At 70.8% G+C, this 16,699-nt stretch carries 16 protein-coding genes; 8 read left to right on the plus strand and 8 right to left on the minus strand.

Annotated features, from left to right (window positions below; translation table 11 throughout):
* Positions 1-129 precede the first annotated feature (129 nt).
* From ASF52_RS21475 to ASF52_RS21485, 3 genes are read right to left on the minus strand one after another with little or no spacing between them, the layout of a single operon-like run.
* Positions 130-3,063 carry a PAS domain S-box protein gene (locus ASF52_RS21475; protein ID WP_056176769.1) on the minus strand — a complete coding sequence of 978 codons (2,934 nt, stop codon included), beginning with the start codon at positions 3,061-3,063 and terminating at the stop codon, positions 130-132.
* A 4-nt stretch (positions 3,064-3,067) separates the two neighbouring features.
* Positions 3,068-4,186 (minus strand): 3-dehydroquinate synthase, encoded by a 1,119-nt coding sequence (aroB, locus tag ASF52_RS21480; RefSeq protein ID WP_056176771.1) that lies wholly within the window; start codon positions 4,184-4,186, stop codon positions 3,068-3,070.
* Positions 4,183-4,815, minus strand: a complete 633-nt coding sequence (locus tag ASF52_RS21485; RefSeq protein WP_056176774.1) for a shikimate kinase — start codon at positions 4,813-4,815, stop codon at positions 4,183-4,185. The genes aroB and ASF52_RS21485 overlap by 4 nt, the downstream gene beginning before the upstream one ends.
* Before the next feature lie 249 nt (positions 4,816-5,064).
* Here ASF52_RS21485 and ASF52_RS22820 point away from each other — a divergent pair, with 249 nt between their 5' ends.
* Together ASF52_RS22820 and ASF52_RS21495 are read left to right on the plus strand one after the other, a co-directional pair.
* On the plus strand, positions 5,065-5,217 hold the full coding sequence (locus tag ASF52_RS22820; RefSeq protein WP_056089629.1) for a hypothetical protein: 153 nt from the start codon (positions 5,065-5,067) through the stop codon (positions 5,215-5,217).
* Positions 5,214-6,167 (plus strand): site-specific tyrosine recombinase XerD, encoded by a 954-nt coding sequence (locus ASF52_RS21495; RefSeq protein ID WP_443136710.1) that lies wholly within the window; start codon positions 5,214-5,216, stop codon positions 6,165-6,167. The genes ASF52_RS22820 and ASF52_RS21495 overlap by 4 nt, the downstream gene beginning before the upstream one ends.
* A 52-nt stretch (positions 6,168-6,219) precedes the next feature.
* Here the strand turns inward: ASF52_RS21495 and ASF52_RS21500 are convergent, their stop codons facing one another.
* Together ASF52_RS21500 and ASF52_RS21505 are read right to left on the minus strand one after the other, a co-directional pair.
* The gene (locus ASF52_RS21500; protein WP_056176777.1) at positions 6,220-7,401 is read right to left on the minus strand and encodes an AI-2E family transporter; all 1,182 of its coding nucleotides are present in this window, start codon (positions 7,399-7,401) and stop codon (positions 6,220-6,222) included.
* Positions 7,402-7,543: 142 nt separating this feature from the next.
* Entirely contained in the window at positions 7,544-8,011 is a 468-nt protein-coding gene (locus ASF52_RS21505; RefSeq protein ID WP_056176780.1) for a molybdenum cofactor biosynthesis protein MoaE, read from the minus strand.
* Between the two features lie 192 nt (positions 8,012-8,203).
* On the opposite strand from ASF52_RS21505, the gene ASF52_RS21510 reads away from it, so the two are divergent.
* Positions 8,204-9,223 carry a gamma carbonic anhydrase family protein gene (locus ASF52_RS21510; protein ID WP_056176783.1) on the plus strand — a complete coding sequence of 340 codons (1,020 nt, stop codon included), beginning with the start codon at positions 8,204-8,206 and terminating at the stop codon, positions 9,221-9,223.
* Between the two features lie 101 nt (positions 9,224-9,324).
* Here ASF52_RS21510 and ASF52_RS21515 read toward each other — a convergent pair whose 3' ends face one another.
* The gene (locus ASF52_RS21515; protein WP_056176785.1) at positions 9,325-9,948 is read right to left on the minus strand and encodes a MarR family winged helix-turn-helix transcriptional regulator; all 624 of its coding nucleotides are present in this window, start codon (positions 9,946-9,948) and stop codon (positions 9,325-9,327) included.
* 310 nt (positions 9,949-10,258) lie between these two features.
* On the opposite strand from ASF52_RS21515, the gene rfbF reads away from it, so the two are divergent.
* Genes rfbF through ASF52_RS21540 form a run of 5 tightly spaced genes read left to right on the plus strand, consistent with a single transcriptional unit; the run spans position 10,259 to position 14,880 of the window.
* The gene (gene rfbF / locus ASF52_RS21520) at positions 10,259-11,026 is read left to right on the plus strand and encodes a glucose-1-phosphate cytidylyltransferase (protein ID WP_056176789.1); all 768 of its coding nucleotides are present in this window, start codon (positions 10,259-10,261) and stop codon (positions 11,024-11,026) included.
* Between the two features lie 60 nt (positions 11,027-11,086).
* Positions 11,087-12,193 carry a CDP-glucose 4,6-dehydratase gene (rfbG, locus tag ASF52_RS21525; protein ID WP_244473896.1) on the plus strand — a complete coding sequence of 369 codons (1,107 nt, stop codon included), beginning with the start codon at positions 11,087-11,089 and terminating at the stop codon, positions 12,191-12,193.
* Between the two features lie 5 nt (positions 12,194-12,198).
* Entirely contained in the window at positions 12,199-13,428 is a 1,230-nt protein-coding gene (locus ASF52_RS21530) for a class I SAM-dependent methyltransferase (RefSeq protein WP_056177013.1), read from the plus strand.
* A 4-nt stretch (positions 13,429-13,432) separates the two neighbouring features.
* Positions 13,433-13,963 (plus strand): dTDP-4-dehydrorhamnose 3,5-epimerase family protein, encoded by a 531-nt coding sequence (locus ASF52_RS21535; RefSeq protein WP_056176791.1) that lies wholly within the window; start codon positions 13,433-13,435, stop codon positions 13,961-13,963.
* Complete coding sequence (locus tag ASF52_RS21540) at positions 13,960-14,880, plus strand: NAD-dependent epimerase/dehydratase family protein (RefSeq protein WP_056176794.1); 921 nt, start codon at positions 13,960-13,962, stop codon at positions 14,878-14,880. Before ASF52_RS21535 ends, ASF52_RS21540 begins: the two co-directional genes overlap by 4 nt.
* Here ASF52_RS21540 and ASF52_RS21545 read toward each other — a convergent pair.
* Together ASF52_RS21545 and ASF52_RS21550 are read right to left on the minus strand one after the other, a co-directional pair.
* The gene (locus ASF52_RS21545; RefSeq protein ID WP_443136711.1) at positions 14,858-15,247 is read right to left on the minus strand and encodes a response regulator; all 390 of its coding nucleotides are present in this window, start codon (positions 15,245-15,247) and stop codon (positions 14,858-14,860) included. The genes ASF52_RS21540 and ASF52_RS21545 overlap by 23 nt on opposite strands.
* A gap of 107 nt (positions 15,248-15,354) precedes the next feature.
* On the minus strand, positions 15,355-16,611 hold the full coding sequence (locus tag ASF52_RS21550) for an adenosylmethionine--8-amino-7-oxononanoate transaminase (RefSeq protein ID WP_056176797.1): 1,257 nt from the start codon (positions 16,609-16,611) through the stop codon (positions 15,355-15,357).
* Between the last annotated feature and the right edge of the window lie 88 nt (positions 16,612-16,699).

Here is a 16,699-nt window from a genome sequence, read left to right on the forward strand (position 1 = left end):
CTCGATCTACCTTCGCGAAAACAAAGCAACGGTGCCGCCTCGGCTCCTTTCCCGAGAGATCACGAGAATGTCATGCCGATACGGTGAATGCGCTTTCCGTGGCGAAACACGCAGGCATCGAATGCCGCCTCATGCCTGGACTTCGGTGATCAGGTCCCGGATCCGAACGGCCAGGGACTCCATGACGAAAGGCTTGGTCAGCACCTGCATGCCCGGTTCCAGGGTGCCGTTGCCCAGCACGGCGTTCTCGGCGTAGCCGGTGATGAACAGCACCTTGAGGCCGGGGCGGACGGCGCGGCCGGCATCGGCCATCTGCCGGCCGTTCATGCCGCCTGGCAGGCCGACATCGGTGACGAGGAGGTCGAGGCGCACGTCCGAGCGCAGGACCTTCAGGCCCGCCGCCCCGTCCGCCGCCTCGATGGCCGTGTAGCCGAGATCCTCCAGGACTTCGGTGACCAGCATGCGCACGGTGGGTTCGTCGTCGACGATGAGCACCGTTTGGCCCTGCTCGGCCCGGGGCGCATCGGCGAGATCGGCCGGCGTCTCGGCAGCCTCGGCCTGTCCGTAATGCCGCGGCAGGGAGAGGCACAGGGTCGTGCCCTGTCCGACTTCCGAATAGATTCGGACCTGCCCCCCCGACTGGCGGACGAAACCGTAGATCATCGACAGGCCGAGACCGGTGCCCTCGCCCAGGGGCTTCGTCGTGAAGAACGGGTCGAAGGCGCGCGCCGCCACCTCGGGCGTCATGCCCGTGCCCGTGTCGGTGACGCACAGGGACAGGTACTGGCCGGGCTCGAGATCGCGCTCCCGGGCGCCGCGGGTGTCCACCCACGTGTTGGCGGTCTCGATGGTGATGCGCCCGCCCGCCGGCATGGCGTCGCGGGCGTTGATGCACAGGTTGAGGAGGGCGTTCTCGAGCTGGTTCGGGTCGACGAGCGCCGTCCACAGGCCGGCTGCGCCCACCACCTCGATGGTGACGGCCGGGCCGACGGTGCGGCGGATGAGCTCCTCCATGCCGGCGACGAGGCCGTTGATGTTGGTCGGCTTCGGGTCGAGGGTCTGGCGGCGCGAGAAGGCCAGCAGGCGGTGCGTCAGCGCGGCCGCGCGCTTCGAGGCGCCCTGGGCCGCGTTGATGTAGCGGTCGAGATCCGTCAGCCGCCCCTGGCTCATCCGGGTCTGCAGCAGTTCGAGGCTGCCGGAGATGCCGGTCAGCAGGTTGTTGAAGTCGTGCGCGAGGCCGCCGGTGAGCTGTCCCACGGCCTCCATCTTCTGGGCTTGGCGCAGGGCTTCCTCGGTCTGGCGCTGCTCGGTGATGTCGCGCCCGACGATGTAGAAGTGGTCGCCGCCGGGGGCCGCATTCCACATGACCAAGCGCTGGCGGCCGTCCTTGCAGAAGATCCGGTCGACGAAGCCCGTGACCGTTTCGCCCGCGGCGAGGCGCCGGACCACGGTCGCGGTCTCGGCGTGGTCCGCCGGATCGATGAGGACGAGGAAAGGCTGCGCGAGAAGCTCCGTCTCGGACCAGCCGAGGGTCCGGCTCCAGGCCGGATTCACGGCCTTGAGGTAGCCATCGAGGCCGGCCGTGCCCATCAGATCGTGGGTGGTCTCCCAGATGCGGTCGCGCTCGCGCGTGCGGTGCTCGACCTGATCGGCGAGGCGGGCGTTGAGGCGGGTGAGTTCGGCCGATGCGGTGCGCTGATCGTCGATGTCGGTGTTGGTGCCGACCCAGCGGACGATGCTTCCGTCATCGGCGCGGATCGGTTCGGCGCGCACCAGGAACCAGCGATGGACCCCGTCCCCGCGGCGGATGCGGAACGAGGTCTCGTAGGGCGTACCCGAGGCGAGCGCCGCGCCCCAGCTCACGACCACGCCACCGAGATCGTCGGGATGGATGATGCTGCCCCAGGCCGCCCCGTCGAGCTCGCCCGGCCCCGCGCCGCTATAGGCGTAGACCTGCGCGTTGAACCAATCGAGGTGTCCTTCCGCCGTCGCCGCCCAGACGTGGTTGGGCACGGCCTGGGCGAAGGCGTGGAACTGCGCATCGCTGGCGCGGCGGGCGGCTTCGGCACGCACGCGCTCCGTCGCGGCCCGGACACGCTCGGCGACCTGGCGGATGAACGCCAGTTCTTCCGCCGGCCAGGCGCGCTCGGTGGCGTGGTTGAGATAGAGCAGGGCGACGAAGCCGCCATGCTCCGTCAGAGGCATGTTGACGAAGGACCGGGCCGAGATCGCCTTGAGCGCCTCGGCCGTGGCGGCGGTACGCGGATCGGTCTCCGCATCGACGCAGATGACGGTCTCGCCGCGCTTGAGGTCCTCGATATACGAGCCGTAATCGCGAAACCGCAGGATGCCGGCGAGGCTGGTGATGCCGGGTGCATTCCAGTCGCGCTCGATGGCGATGGTTTCGGTGGCCCGGTCGATGGTGCCGTAGCCGGCGCGGCTCACCCCGAGGGTTCGCCCCAAAATCTCCGCCGCCACGAATGCCATCTGGGCCGTATCGTCGAGGTCGCGCAGGCGGTCGCCGAGGTCGGACAGCGCCAGGCGCCGGCTCTCCGCGGCGTGGCCCTCGCCGATATCGACCACGATGACGAAGAAAGTCTCGACCGTTCCGGCCGCGTTCCGGCGCGGCACGTAGTCGATGGTACAGGGCCGGCGCCGGCCGCCGCCATCCGGCAGAAACCCGGAGACGGTGATGGCCTCGCCCGCGAGCGCCCGGTCCATGAAGGGACGACGCTCGGCGAACGCCGCCTCGCCGAGGACGTCGCGGACGTGGGCCCCCGTGAGACCCTCGGCACGGCGCCCGAACCACGTCTCGTAGTGCCGGTTGTTGAAGCGGTACCGGTAATCGGGCCCGATCTGGGCGACCAGGGCGGGAAGGGCGTCGGACAGGAGCCGGAGATCCCCCGTCTCCTGTCCGAGGGGCGACTCGCTCACCCGTGTCACCTCGGCCTCGAGTTCGCGCACGCGGCGGCGCAGGGCCTCGATCTCCGTGTCGCCCCGCGCCGAGGCGGCTTGTCCGGATGGATACGCGTGCGGAAGATCTGCGCCCGAAGCCGTGGTCACCGGCTCAACCGGCGCGCAGTTCGTCGGCGAGGAAGGCCCGCACGTCGCCGGCGTCGATGCCGGGCGCGATGAAGCTCTGGCCGATCCCGCGGGCGAGGATGAAGGTCAGGGCCCCGTCGCGGACTTTCTTGTCCTGGGCCATGGCATCGAGGAGGGCATCGGCGTCGCCGCAACCGCCCGGCACCGCCCCGAGGGTGGTGGGCAGGCCTGCGAGCGCGAGGTGGTTGGCGACGCGGCCCGCATCCTGGCCCGGACACAGGCCGAGGCGGGCCGAGAACCGGAACGCGAGGGCGAGGCCGATGGCGACGCCCTCGCCGTGGACGAGGCGGGCGGACTCGTACCCCGTCAGGCGTTCGAGAGCGTGGCCGAAGGTGTGGCCAAGGTTGAGCAGGGCGCGTTCGCCGTCCTCGCGCTCGTCGCGCACCACCACGCCGGCCTTCGCGCGGCAGCAGATCGCCACGGCCTCGTCGCGTTCCGGACCGCCGGAGAAGAGACCGGCCCAGTTCGCCTCGCACCAGTCGAAGAACGCCGCGTCGGCGATGAGGCCGTATTTGGCGACCTCCGCGTAGCCGGCGCGCATCTCGCGCTCCGAGAGCGTGTCGAGGGTACCGGTGTCGGCCAGCACTAGGCGCGGCTGATGAAAGGCCCCGATGAGGTTCTTGCCGAGGGGCGAATTGATGCCGGTCTTGCCGCCCACGGACGAATCGACCTGGGCGAGGAGCGAGGTCGGGGCCTGAACGAAGCGGACGCCGCGCCGGAGGGTGGCGGCGGCGAAGCCCGCGAGATCGCCGACGACCCCCCCGCCCAGGGCCACGACGATGTCGCCGCGCTCGACCTTGTGGGCGAGGAGCCCGTCGCAGACCTCCGCGTAGGTGGCGTAGCTCTTCGAGGCTTCGCCCGGCGCCACGGTGACGAGGCCCGCGCGCAGGCCCGCCGCCTCCAGGCTCGCGCGCAGGCGGTCCGCGTAGAGAGCCGCGACGTTGGAATCCGTGACGATCACGGCAGCGCGTGCGCCGAGGGCCGCGATGCGCGTTCCGGCTTCGTCCAGGAGGCCCCGGCCGATGAGGATGCTGTAGGCACGGCCCTGGTCGAGGGGGACGTCCACCGTCAGGCGATCGGTCACTGGGCGGCGATTCCTTGCGGGTCGTGTCTTTGGGCGGGGCGCCCGCTCAGATGGGCGTCGAGGGCTTCCATCACGTCCTGCACCACCCGATCGTGGGCGACGTCGCGGGAGAGGACCACCACGTCGGCACCGGCGTAGACCGGATGCCGGAGTTCCATCAATCCGCGCAGGGTCTCCTCGGGGTCTTCGGTCTGGAGGAGGGGGCGGCCGCCGCGCTTGCGCACCCGGCGCATGAGCACGTCGAGCTCGGCCTTGAGCCACACGGAGACGCCGCGCTCCGCGATCCGCTCGCGCGTACTCGCCCGCATGAAAGCGCCCCCGCCCGTGGCGAGAACGAGGGGGCCCTCGCGCATGAGCCGGGCGATCACCCGCTCCTCGCCATCGCGGAAGCTCGGCTCGCCGTAGATGGCGAAGATGTCCGGAATCGTGAGCTTGGCCGCCGTCTCGATCTCGATGTCGGCATCCCGGAACATCAGGCCGAGGCGCGAGGCCAAGCGTCGCCCGACCGTGCTCTTGCCGGCTCCCATGAGGCCGACGAGCACGATGGATCGATCGCCCAGGGCACGGCGCAGGCGCAGTTCGATGGGGTCGCCCGGGGGCGGGGTGCCCTGAGGCTCGGCTTCGGTCATCGGTTTCTTCGCATCGTTGCGCCGGTCTTAGCGCGTTTTGCGAGGCGGGCGAAGCGGTGCGCGTGCGCGCCGCACGAAAACCCCGGGGCTGGTCCGGTCCCGTCATTGTGCGCCGGCCCCGGCGAATGCGGCGCACCCTGTGGCCGGGAAGTCATTGCCACGGCGCGTCCTGCATGGTGCAACCGATGACTTTCATTGCGCACTCCGCGCCGCATTTCCCCTCACGCCCCGCGACCGAGGTTCGTCCGAGTGCCGACCCTGTTCCGTTTCCTCGCCACCCTCGCCATCCTGGGTGGGCTCGCCTTTGCGGGCCTGTTCGCCCTGGCGACCCTGGTGGTGCCGACACCGCGCGAGATGAGCGTGACGATCCCCGCCTCGAAGCTCCAGCCGCCGGGCCGGTGAGCGCGGCGTCATCCTCGGAAGAGTCCTCGCCGGAAGACCCGTCGGGCGAGGCGCTGATCCAGGGCTACCTCGACATGCTCGCCGCCGAGCGTGGGGCGGCGGCCAACACCGTGAGCGCTTACCGCCGCGACCTCATCGATTACCTCGCCGCCCTGGCACGGGACGGGCACGATCCCGTCCGCCTCGAGGCCGGCCCCGTGCGGACCTACATGGCGGATCTGGAGACGCGGGGATTGTCCGCGGCGTCCGCCGCGCGGCGGCTGTCCTGCATCCGGGGCTTTCACCGGTTTCTCTACGCGGAAGGCTTCGCCGAAGGCGACCCGAGCGCGCCCGTGGCCGCACCCCGCAAGGGCCGGACGCTGCCCAAGGTGCTGTCGGTCTCCGAGGTCGATACCCTTCTGGCCACGGCCCGAAATCTGGCCGAGGCGGACGGGACGGGGCGGAGCCGGCGGATGCTGTGCCTCATCGAACTCCTGTACGCCACGGGCCTGCGCGTTTCCGAACTCATCGCCCTGCCGCGTGCGGCGGGATCGACGCGGGAACGCTACCTCGTGGTCAAGGGCAAGGGCGGGCGCGAGCGTCTGGTCCCGCTGACAGACATGGCGCGGGGCGCCATGCGCGACCACCTTGCCCACCTGGCCCTCGGGGGCACGTGGTTGTTTCCCGCCGACAGCGAGAGCGGCCACCTCACCCGGCAGGCCTTCGCGCGCGACCTCAAGAATGTCGCCACCCTCGCCGGACTTCGTGCCGACCGGGTCAGCCCGCACGTCCTGCGCCACGCCTTCGCCAGTCACCTCCTGCAGAACGGCGCGGACCTGCGCATCGTGCAGGAACTCCTCGGGCACGCCGACATCGCCACGACCCAGATCTACACCCACGTCCTCGACGAGCGCCTGAAGGGGATGGTCCGCGACCTCCACCCCCTGTCGGACGCCGAGGACGCGGAGTGATCGCGAGGTTTGGCCAGCAGGCGGCTTGCCCCGGCGAGGACGCTCGCCCGGCTCAGGCCTCGGCGTCCTCGTGCAGGGTGTCCTCGATGTAGAGCTGGGCGAGCAGCACCTTGATCACCGCCATGAGGGGCAGGGCGAGCGCGATGCCCCACAGGCCGAACAGCACGCCGAGGATGAGCTGCCCGGCGAAGATGGTGGCGGGCGGGATGTCCAGCGCCCGCTTCTGGATGTACGGCGTCAGGCCGTAGCTCTCCAGGGTCTGCACGGCGAGGTAGACGCCGATGGCGCCGAGCAGAGCCGTGAGTCCCGAGGCCAGGGCCGCCAGCACGATCACCACGCCCGCGATGAGCGGCCCGATGGTCGGGATGAAGGCGAGGAGGCCGGCCTGGAGGCCGAGGATCAGCGCCCCCCCGATCCCGAGGAAGCTCAGGCCCGCCCAGGTGCACAGGAAGATCACCGCCATGGTGATGAGCTGGCCGAACAGCCAGTGCCGCAGGGTCTCGCCCATGCCGTCGAGGAGGGCCCTGGCCCGTTCCCGGTGGCGGGGCGGCACGAAGCGCACGGCCCCGTCGCGGTAGGCCGCCGGATCGGCGGCGCACGAGAGGCCGAGGAACACGATGACCAGGACGTTGCCCAGGGCGCTGAACAGGGCGATCACCACACTGGCCGCGGGACCGAGGACGCTGCCGGCATCGGAGAGGATCGAGCCCGGACTCTCCATCGCACCCGAGGCGAGGCCGGCGAGGCCACCGGTCTTCTGGCCCTTCGGTTCGGTGGAATCCTTGTCGCCCTCAGGCGCGGCCTGCCCCTCCGGCGCCTTCTTGGGTGCGGAGAGGCCCGGCACGTCGATGCCGTAATCCTTGAGACGATCGCGCACGGTGCCGGCCTGCGAGGCCACGGTCTGACCGAGTTCGCGGCCCTGCTGCATCACCGTGGCGCCGCCGAACGCGATCATCGCCAGGCTCAAGCCCGCGAGCGCGAGACTGACGAGGCTGAGGCGCAGGCCGCGGCCGGCGGGCATCACCTTGCCGAGGAGCTGCGTGAGCCCATCGAGGAACACCCCGAGCAGGATGCCGGCGAAGACGAGGAACAGGGTCGAGACCGCACTCCAGGCCAGCGCCAGAAAGGCGGCGAACGCCACGATGGCGATGCCCGAGACGGCATGAGACCAGCCCCGCGGCTGCGGGCCGGCACCCTGGGGAGCCGCTTGGGAATCGGGCCTGAGGCTGGACATGGAAATCGGGTGAGCTCCTTCGGATCGGGCGCAACCCGGCGCATGCGGGGCCGGCGGGCACAAGGTCCATCCGTCGGGTTGCCTGTGGATGCTCAGAGCAGGCCGCGCGAAAGCGGGTTCCGATTCTGCGACAAAAACCGGTTCAGGCCCATCGCGCGGCGGCGGCGTCGTCGGCCTGCGTCGCCTCGACCCAGCCGCCGATTGCGCCGCCGACGAGGTGCTCGCGCTTCCAGAACGGCGCCTGCGTCTTGAGGTAGTCCATGAGAAAGCTCGCCGCCTCGAAGGCCGCGATCCGATGACCGGCGGCTGCCACCACGAGGACAATGCCGCCGCCCGGCGCCACGAGGCCGTGGCGGTGGATCACCCGAACCGCCTGGAGCGGCCAGCGGGCGCGGGCGGCCTCGACCACCCGGCCGATCTCCGCCTCGGCCATGCCGGGGTAATGTTCGAGTTCGAGGCCTGCGAGGCGCCCGTCCTCGTCGCGGCACAGGCCGGTGAAGGTCACGATGGCCCCGGCCCGGCCGTGGAGGTCGCGGGTCAGAACCGCGATCTCGTGCGCCACGTCGAAGGGCTCGGCCTGGATGCTGACGTCGGGGATCTGTGCAGTCATGGAAGCTCGCTGCGGCATGACGGTTGATCGAGGCGCGGCGACAGGAGCTTGCTAAAGCCCGCGCGTCACGCGACCCGTGTCCCGAACGCCCTTATCCGCCGCTTCGTGGCCGGGCATGTCCGCCCGGTCCCAAAGGACCTATATGCCCCTCGTCCCGGTCCGCGCCACCGGGCTTCGAAGGAGACCGTCCGCGTGACCCCCGACCTGATCCTGCCCCATGACGGGGTCCTCCCGGTCTTCTCCGCCCGTCCGGTCTGGTGCGGACGCGGCAGTACGGTGATCGGCACCGCCACCCTCGGGGCGCAGGCCTGGCTCGGGGACGACAGCGTGATTCGTGCCGACGGCCAAGTGGTGACCGTCGGTGAACGCTTCTGGCTCGGCCACCGCTCCACCGTCCACATCGCCACCAACACCTACGCGACCGTCGTCGGCGACCGGGTCACCGTGGGCCGCAATGCCGTGGTGCATGCCTGTACGGTCGGCTCGGACGTTGTGATCGAGGACGACGTCATCGTCCTCGACGGGGCCACGGTAGAGGACGGCGTGCTCATCGAGGCCGGCGCGACGGTGTTCCCGCGCGCGCATCTGGCGGCGGGGTTTGCCTATGCGGGGAGCCCGGCCAAGCCTCTCCGCCCCATCTCCCTGCCGGAGATCGCCGAACGGGCCGAGCGTCTGCGCGAGGCGTCCGGCGACCTTCCTCCTCTGCCCGAGGCCGACACCCCCGAGATCGAGGCGAGCGTGTTCGTCGCCCGCACGGCCCGCCTGCGCGGCCGCATTGCTCTGGGGGCTGGGTCGAGCGTGTTCTTCTCGTGCGATCTGCAGGCCGAGGGCGGTGCCATCGTGGTCGGCGCCGACACCAATATCCAGGACAACACGGTGATCCGTGCCCGATCCGAAGGCGTCGTCATCGGCCGCGACACCACCATCGGCCACAACGTGCGGCTCGCCGATTGCCGCATCGGCGCCCGCAGCCTGATCGGGATCGGCTGCGTCGTCGCGCCCGGCACCGTGGTGGCCGACGACGTGCTCCTGGCGGCCGGTGCCACCACCGAGCCGGGCCAATTGCTGGAGGGCAGCCACCTCTGGGGCGGCCGACCTGCCCGGGTTCTAGGTCCCCTCGACGAGGACAAGCGCGCGATGATGACCCGCGTCGTCGAGGGGTACCGCGAGCACGGGCGTGCGTATCGCCTGGCGCAGGACGCGATGCAGTAGGGCGGCTCGGACCAAATCCGTTCGATCCCTTCGGGATGGCGGATGCGGGCGTCGCGCGGGCCTGCCGATCCGGGCTCCGCTTTGATCGAGTGGAGCCGCTCTCAGAGCGCCGGGGCGATCGCGTCGGCGTCCGCCTCGTCCTCGTCGATCTCTGCGTCGCCTTCGACCTCGTGGCCGAGGGCGCCGGAGATTTCGGCGAGATTGCGCGCGGCCTTGCGCAGGAGCTTGCGCAAGCGGCGGCGCTCCTTGCCGTCGAACCCGGCGAGCAGCTCCGCTTCGACCTCGTCTCCGATCCGCTCGATGGCCTCGGCCTTGGCAAGCCCCATCTCGGTCAGCCGGACACGTACGATCCGCCCGTCGCCAGCCTCGGCCCGCCGCTCGACGAAGCCGAGGGCAGCGAGGCGCGAAATCGTCTTCGACGCCGTCGGCGGGCGCACCCGGAGGGTGGCGGCCAAGTCGCCCATGGTCATGGTGCCGGAGGCCGCGAGTGCCTGGACCACCTGCTCCTGGCCCGCGAACAGATCGAGGGCCGCCAGCCGGTCGCCGACCCGAGAACGGTGAAGTCGGGCCGCCTGGACCAGGGCCCAGCCGACACTCTTGGATCCAGGGACGCTCTTGGATCCAGGGACGCTCTTGGATCCAGGGACGCTTTTGGACCCGGGCGCGGTCTTTTCGGGGCCGTTCTTCGAACCCGGCGGGCGGATGCGCTTGTCCGACTTGCTCATGGTCCGCTCGGTAGCCTTGGGGAGGTGAAGGGAAGGAGAGAGGCCGGCGGGGGATGGCGCGCGGTCCAGGACCGCCTCCGTTCGCTCGTCAGCCGCCTGCATTGCCGCGTCCTCTTCACATCATAGCGCGCAATCGGCGGTCGGGCGCCGGGGTTTCCAGACGCGTCCACCGCCGAACCGGCATCTGCCAGGGGAGTCGTGACGCCGATGTGACACGAGCCACGGTTTCCGCCCGCGTCCGCCTTGCCTGGACGGGTAAGCCCCCCTCGACTAATCGTGGGCCGCGGAACGAGGGCGGACGCGGGAAACCATGAAGGCAGTGATCCTCGCGGGCGGTCTCGGGACGCGTCTGTCGGAAGAGACCGTGACGCGGCCCAAACCCATGCTGGAGATCGGCGGACGCCCGATCCTGTGGCACATCATGCAGATCTTCGCCGCCCACGGCGTGCGCGAGTTCGTGATCTGCCTCGGCTACAAGGGCTACGTCATCAAGGAGTTCTTCCTGAACTACCGCCTGCATCTCTCCGACGTCACCATCGACGTCGGGGCGGGCCATGTCGATTTCCACCGCAGCGCCGCCGAGGACTGGCGCGTCTCCCTCATCGAGACTGGCGAGACCACCATGACGGGCGGGCGCCTCAAGCGGGTGCGCGAGTATCTGGGCGACGACGACTTCTTCATGACCTACGGCGACGGCGTCGCCGATGTCGACCTCACGGCGCTCGCCGCCTTCCACAAGTCCCATGGGCGTCTGGCCACCCTCACGGCGGTGACGCCACCGGGCCGCTTCGGCGCCCTCGAACTCGACGATGGTGTGGTTCGGAGTTTTCGCGAAAAGCCGGCGGGCGACGGGGCGACCATCAACGGCGGCTTCTTCGTGCTGTCGCCGCGCGTCCTCGATCACATCGCCGGTGATTCCACCGTCTGGGAGGCAGAGCCCCTGGAGCGCCTCGCCCATGACGGGCAACTCTCGGCCTATGTCCACACGGGCTTCTGGCAGGCGATGGACACCCTGCGCGACAAGAACCACCTCGAGGCCCTCTGGGCCGGGGGCCACGCGCCGTGGAAGTGCTGGTAGGCGCGAACTGACACCGGCGCCGTCCCGGTGTAGGGAGGCGCGATCCGGAGACACGACGGCTTGCAGACTCCTATCCATACGCCGCCGAACGCGGGCGCCCGCAACCCCGACCCCGCCTTCTGGGCCGGACGCTCGGTGCTCGTCACCGGGCACACGGGCTTCAAGGGCGCGTGGCTGAGCCTGTGGCTCGAGCGCCTCGGCGCGCGGGTGAGCGGCCTCGCCCTGCCGCCCGAGACGAGCCCGAACCTGTTCGACCTCGCGGGCCTCTCCGGGCGGATGGATTCCCGGCTCGGCGACATCCGGTCCGCCGACACCGTGCGCGACGCCCTCGCGGCCACGCGCCCCGAGATCGTGATCCACATGGCCGCCCAGGCGCTGGTGCGTCCGTCCTACCGCGATCCCCTCGCCACCTACGCCACCAACGTGATGGGCACCGCCCACGTGCTGGAGGCCGTGCGCACCACTCCGTCCGTGCGCGCCGTGGTGGTGGTGACGAGCGACAAGGCCTACGCCAACCGCGAATGGCCCTATGGCTACCGCGAGACCGAGGCGCTCGGCGGCCACGACCCCTACAGCAGCTCCAAGGCCTGCGCCGAGCTGGTCACGAGCGCCTACCGCGCCTCGTTCCTCGCCGAACGCGCGTGCCACGTGGCGACGGCCCGGGCCGGCAACGTCATCGGCGGCGGCGACTGGTCCGAGGACCGGCTGATCCCCGACATCGTGCAGGCCTTCCTGGAAGGCCGCTCCGTCGAGATCCGCGCGCCCCACGCCACCCGGCCGTGGCAGCACGTCCTCGAACCCCTGAGCGGCTACCTGCGCCTCGCCGAAGCCCTGTGCGCGCAAGACGGCGCGGCCGTCGCCGAGGCCTGGAATTTCGGCCCGGCCGACGAGGATTGCCGCCCTGTGTCGTCCATCGTCGAGACCCTGGCGCGGGAATGGGGCGAGGGCGCCGCGTGGCATCTCTCGGAGAAGACCCACCCGCACGAGGCGACCTTCCTCAAGGTCGATGCCTCCAAGGCACGCGCCTATCTCGGATGGGACCGGCGCCTGCGCCTCGACGCGGCGCTCGCCTGGACCACGGCCTGGCACCGGGCCCAGGCGCAGGGGGCTTCGGCCCTCGACCTCACCCTGGCGCAGATCGGCGCCTACGAGACCCTGGGAGCGTGAGCACCGTGACCCGACCCGCCTGCCGCGCCTGCGGCGCGCCTCTCTCCCGCACCGTGGCCGATCTCGGCCTGTCGCCGCTGGCCAACGCCTACGTGCCGGCAGACCGTGCCGGAAGGGGCGAGATGTTCCACCCGCTCCACGCCTTCGTGTGCGACGTCTGCTTCCTCGTGCAGCTCGAAGCGTTCGAGACGCCGGAGGCGATTTTCTCGGATTACGCCTACTTCTCGGGCTTTTCCGCGGGCTGGCTGGCGCATGCCGAGGCCTATGTCGCTCGCATGCAGGCGCGCTTCGGCCTCGGACCCGACAGCAAGGTCGTGGAGGTGGCGAGCAACGACGGCTACCTCCTGCAATACGCCGTCGCGCGCGGCATCCCAGCGCTCGGCGTCGAGCCGGCGGCCAATGTCGCCAAGGTCGCCGTCTCGCGCGGCGTGCCGACCGAGGTCGCGTTCTTCGGCGCCGAGACCGCCCGGCGCCTCGTGGCGCAGGGTCATTCCGCCGATCTCACGGCGGCCAACAACGTTCTCGCCCACGTGCCCGATATCCACGATTTCGTGGAGGGGTTCCGCATCCTGCTGAAAGCGGAGGGCGCCGGCACCTTCGAGTTCCCGCACCTCCTGCGGATGATCGAGGAGCGCCAGTTCGACACCATCTACCACGAGCACTTTTCGTACCTCTCCCTCGGCGTCGTCTCGGGCATCCTGGAGCGACACGGCCTGCGGGTGTTCGACGTCGAGGAACTGCCGACCCATGGCGGCTCCCTCAGGGTGTTCTTCTGCCATGCCGGGGCCGGCCACCCCACGAGCCCGGCAGTGGACCGGGTGCGGGCGGCCGAGCGCGACGGGGGCCTGTTCGCGCCGGATGGCTACGCGGCCTTCGCGGAGGACGTGGTGGCGATCAAATGCGCGACGCTCACATTCCTGGCGGATCTGCGCGTGAAGGGCGCGAAGGTCTGCGCCTACGGGGCGGCGGCCAAGGGCAACACCTTCCTCAACTACTGCGGCATCGGCCCCGAACTCGTGGCAGCGGTGGCCGACCGGTCCCCGCACAAGCAGGGCACCCTGCTGCCCGGCAGCCGGATTCCCGTGGTCTCGCCGGAAGACCTGCTGGCGCTACGGCCGGACTACGTCCTGATCTTGCCCTGGAACCTCAAGGACGAGATCGCCCGCGAGATGGCCGCCATCCGCGATTGGGGCGGCCGCTTCGTCACGGCGATCCCGCACCTGACCGTGACCTGACGCCATGCGGTTCGAGGAAACGCCGCTGCCCGGGGCCTACCGCGTGTGGCCCGAACCCATCGCCGACGATCGCGGGTTCTTCGCCCGCACCACCTGCACGGACGAGTTCGCCGCCCGGGGTCTCGTGGGGGGCTTCGCGCAGTCGAGCGTGTCGTTCAACGCCCGGCGCGGCACCGTCCGGGGGATGCACTTCTCGGTTCCGCCCCACGCCGAGACCAAGCTCGTGCGCTGCACGGGGGGCGCCATCCGCGATGTCATCGTCGATCTGCGGCAGGATTCTCCGAGCTATCTCAAGAGCTTCGCCGCCGATTTGACGGCGGGCAACCGTTGCGCCCTCTACATCCCGGCCGGCTTCGCCCACGGTTTCCAGGCCCTGACCGACGCGGCCGAGGTGCTCTACATGATCGACCGCGCCTACGTCGCCGGAAGCGCCAGAGGCCTGCGCTGGAACGACCCGGCCCTCGACGTGACCTGGCCCGAGCCCGTCACGGTGATCGCCGAGCGCGATCTCGCCTATCCGGACTGGAGCGCGTGAAGGTCCTCGTCACCGGCGCGTCCGGCTTCGTCGGGCGGCACGCGCTGCCGGCCCTGGCGGCGCGCGGGTTCGAGGTCCACGCCGTGGCGCGCAGTCCCATTCCGGGGGCCGTGGTTCATGCGGCCGACCTGCTCGACGCGGCCGAGCGGCGGGCCCTCCTCGCCGACGTGGCGCCGAGCCACCTCCTGCATCTGGCCTGGGACGCCGAACCCGGTCGATACTGGACGTCGCCGAGCAACCTCGACTGGGTCTCAGCCAGCCTCGACCTCGCCCGAAGCTTTCACGACATTGGCGGGCGTCGCTTCGTCGGCGTCGGCACCTGCGCCGAGTACACCTGGGGCGATCCCCGCTTCGACGAGGCGACGAGCCCTTGCCGCCCCGCGACCCTCTACGGGGCCGCCAAGGATGGGACCCGGAGAATACTCGCGGCCTACGCCGAGAGCGTCGGTCTGTCCTTCGCGTGGGGGCGCCTGTTCTACCTCTACGGTCCCGGCGAGCGGCGCGGCCGCCTCGTCTCCGACGCCGCCCACGCCCTCCTGACGGGTGCAGAGTTCCCCACCTCGCCGGGCCACCAGCGCCGTGATTTCCTGCATGTCGTTGATGCGGCGAGCGCTTTGGCCGCGCTCCTCGACGGTCCGGTGACGGGGGCCGTCAATATCGGCTCGGGGGAAGCGGTCCCGGTGCGGACCCTTCTCGATGGTCTGGCCACACGCACCGGCCGGTTCGATCTTGTGCGTTACGGGGCCCGGACGCTGGGTCCGTCCGAGCCGGCCGCGATCGAAGCCGCCGTTGCGCGCCTTTCCGGAGAGGTCGGGTTCCGGCCGCGCTTCACCCTGGAGACCGGCCTCGACGACACCCTGAGTTGGTGGCGGAACCGTCTCGGGGGCAGCCGGCTCAGCAGGGGAGTAACCCCTTGAGCTGACTGAGGATGTCTTCGCCGGTGCACGGGCGGGCGATGAAGCGGGCGCCCGGCGGCATCCGCTCGGGGTCCGGCGCGGCCCGTCCCGAGACAATGACGATGGGCAGTTGCGGACGCGCTGCCGCGACCGCGTTGGCAAGCTCGAACCCGTTGGTTTTGCCCGACAATTCCACGTCGGTGACCAGGCCGCAGATGTCGGGCCGGGCCTTGAGGATGCCGAGCGCCCGCTCGGCGGAGGCGCATTGCACCGTCTCGTAGCCACCGTTCTCCAGGACGTCGCCGAGGTCCATGATGGTCAGCGCCTCGTCCTCGACCAGAAGGATCACCGGCCGATCGTCGCCTGGGCCCGTTGTCTCATCCACCACGATGCACCCTCCGCCCGTTCCATGGGATGCGGCCCGTAACGTTCCACGGGGTCGTGCGCCGCTCCCGACCCTGGTCCAACGAGAAAGCGCGCCGGGAGTTGCAGCGCTCAGGTCCGTGTCACGTCGCACACCACCGCGACGACCGCCTCGACGAGCCGGTCGAGGTCGGTCGAATCGATGGTGAGAGCCGGGGTGAGGTAGACGATGTCGCCGAACGGGCGGACCCAGACGCCGCGCGCGAGGAGGCGCCGCTTCAGGTCGGCGAGGTCCGGCACCTGCGTCCACTGCACCGCCCCGATGGCCCCGAGTACCCGGACGTCGGCGAGGCCGGGTCGGCCGCGCAAGGGGGCGAGGCCCGCCGCCAGGCGCGCCCCGATGGTCCGGACCTGGGCGAGGCGGGGTTCGGTCTCGAACAGGTCGAGGCTGGCGTTGGCGGCCGCGCAGGCGAGGGGGTTCGCCATGAAGGTCGGCCCGTGCATGAGGGCGGCGGCGGGGTCGTCGGAGAGGAAGGCCTCGAACACCGCGCCCGTCGCCACCGTGGCGGCGAGCGGCAGGGTGCCGCCGGTGAGCGCCTTCGACAGGCACAGGATGTCGGGCACGAGGCCGGCCTGCTCGCAGGCGAACAGGGTGCCGGTGCGGGCGAAGCCGGTGAAGATCTCGTCGACGATGAGGGGCAGGCCGTGGGCCCGAGCGAGGCGCGCCACCTCGGCCAGCACGTCGGGGGCGTGCATCCGCATGCCGCCGGCGCCCTGGACCAGGGGCTCGACGATCACCGCCGCGAGGGTTTCGCGGTGTCGAGCGAGGCAGGCATCAAGGGCCGCGATCCGTTCGGCATCGGTCGGGAGGTCACAGAAGATCTGCTCCGGCAGGTAGGCGCCGAAGCGCCGGTGCATGCCGTCTTCGGGGTCGCAGACCGACATCGCCCCCATCGTGTCGCCGTGGTAGCCGCCCCGGAAGGCGAGGAAGCGGGTGCGCCCCTCCACCCCCCGGTTGAGCCACATCTGGGCGGCCATCTTCAGGGCGACCTCGACGGCCACCGACCCGGAATCGGTGAAGAACACGTGGTCGAGGTCGCCCGGCAGCAGGGCGGCGAGGCGGGCGGCGAGGCGTTCGGCCGGCGCGTGGGTGAGGCCGCCGAACATCACGTGCGGCATCGCCTCCAGCTGGGCGGCGACGGCGGCGCGGATGTGGGGATGGTTGTAGCCGTGCGCCGCGGTCCACCACGAGGCGATGCCGTCCACGAGTTCGCGCCCGTCGGCGAGCACGATGCGGGTCCCATGGGTTCGCACCGCCTCCAGGGGCGGCACCGCCGTCTTCATCTGCGTGTAGGGCCGCCAGAGGTGGTCGCGCCGGGGTTCGCTCATGCGGCTTCGATGGAAGCCGGACGCGCTCGGGTCAAGGCGGTGCGTTCGCGCCCGATCCTGCCACGACGCTGCCGGCACGGCTCCGGCG

Origin of the sequence: Methylobacterium sp. Leaf112, assembly GCF_001423295.1 — a bacterium.
Classification (GTDB): domain Bacteria; phylum Pseudomonadota; class Alphaproteobacteria; order Rhizobiales; family Beijerinckiaceae; genus Methylobacterium.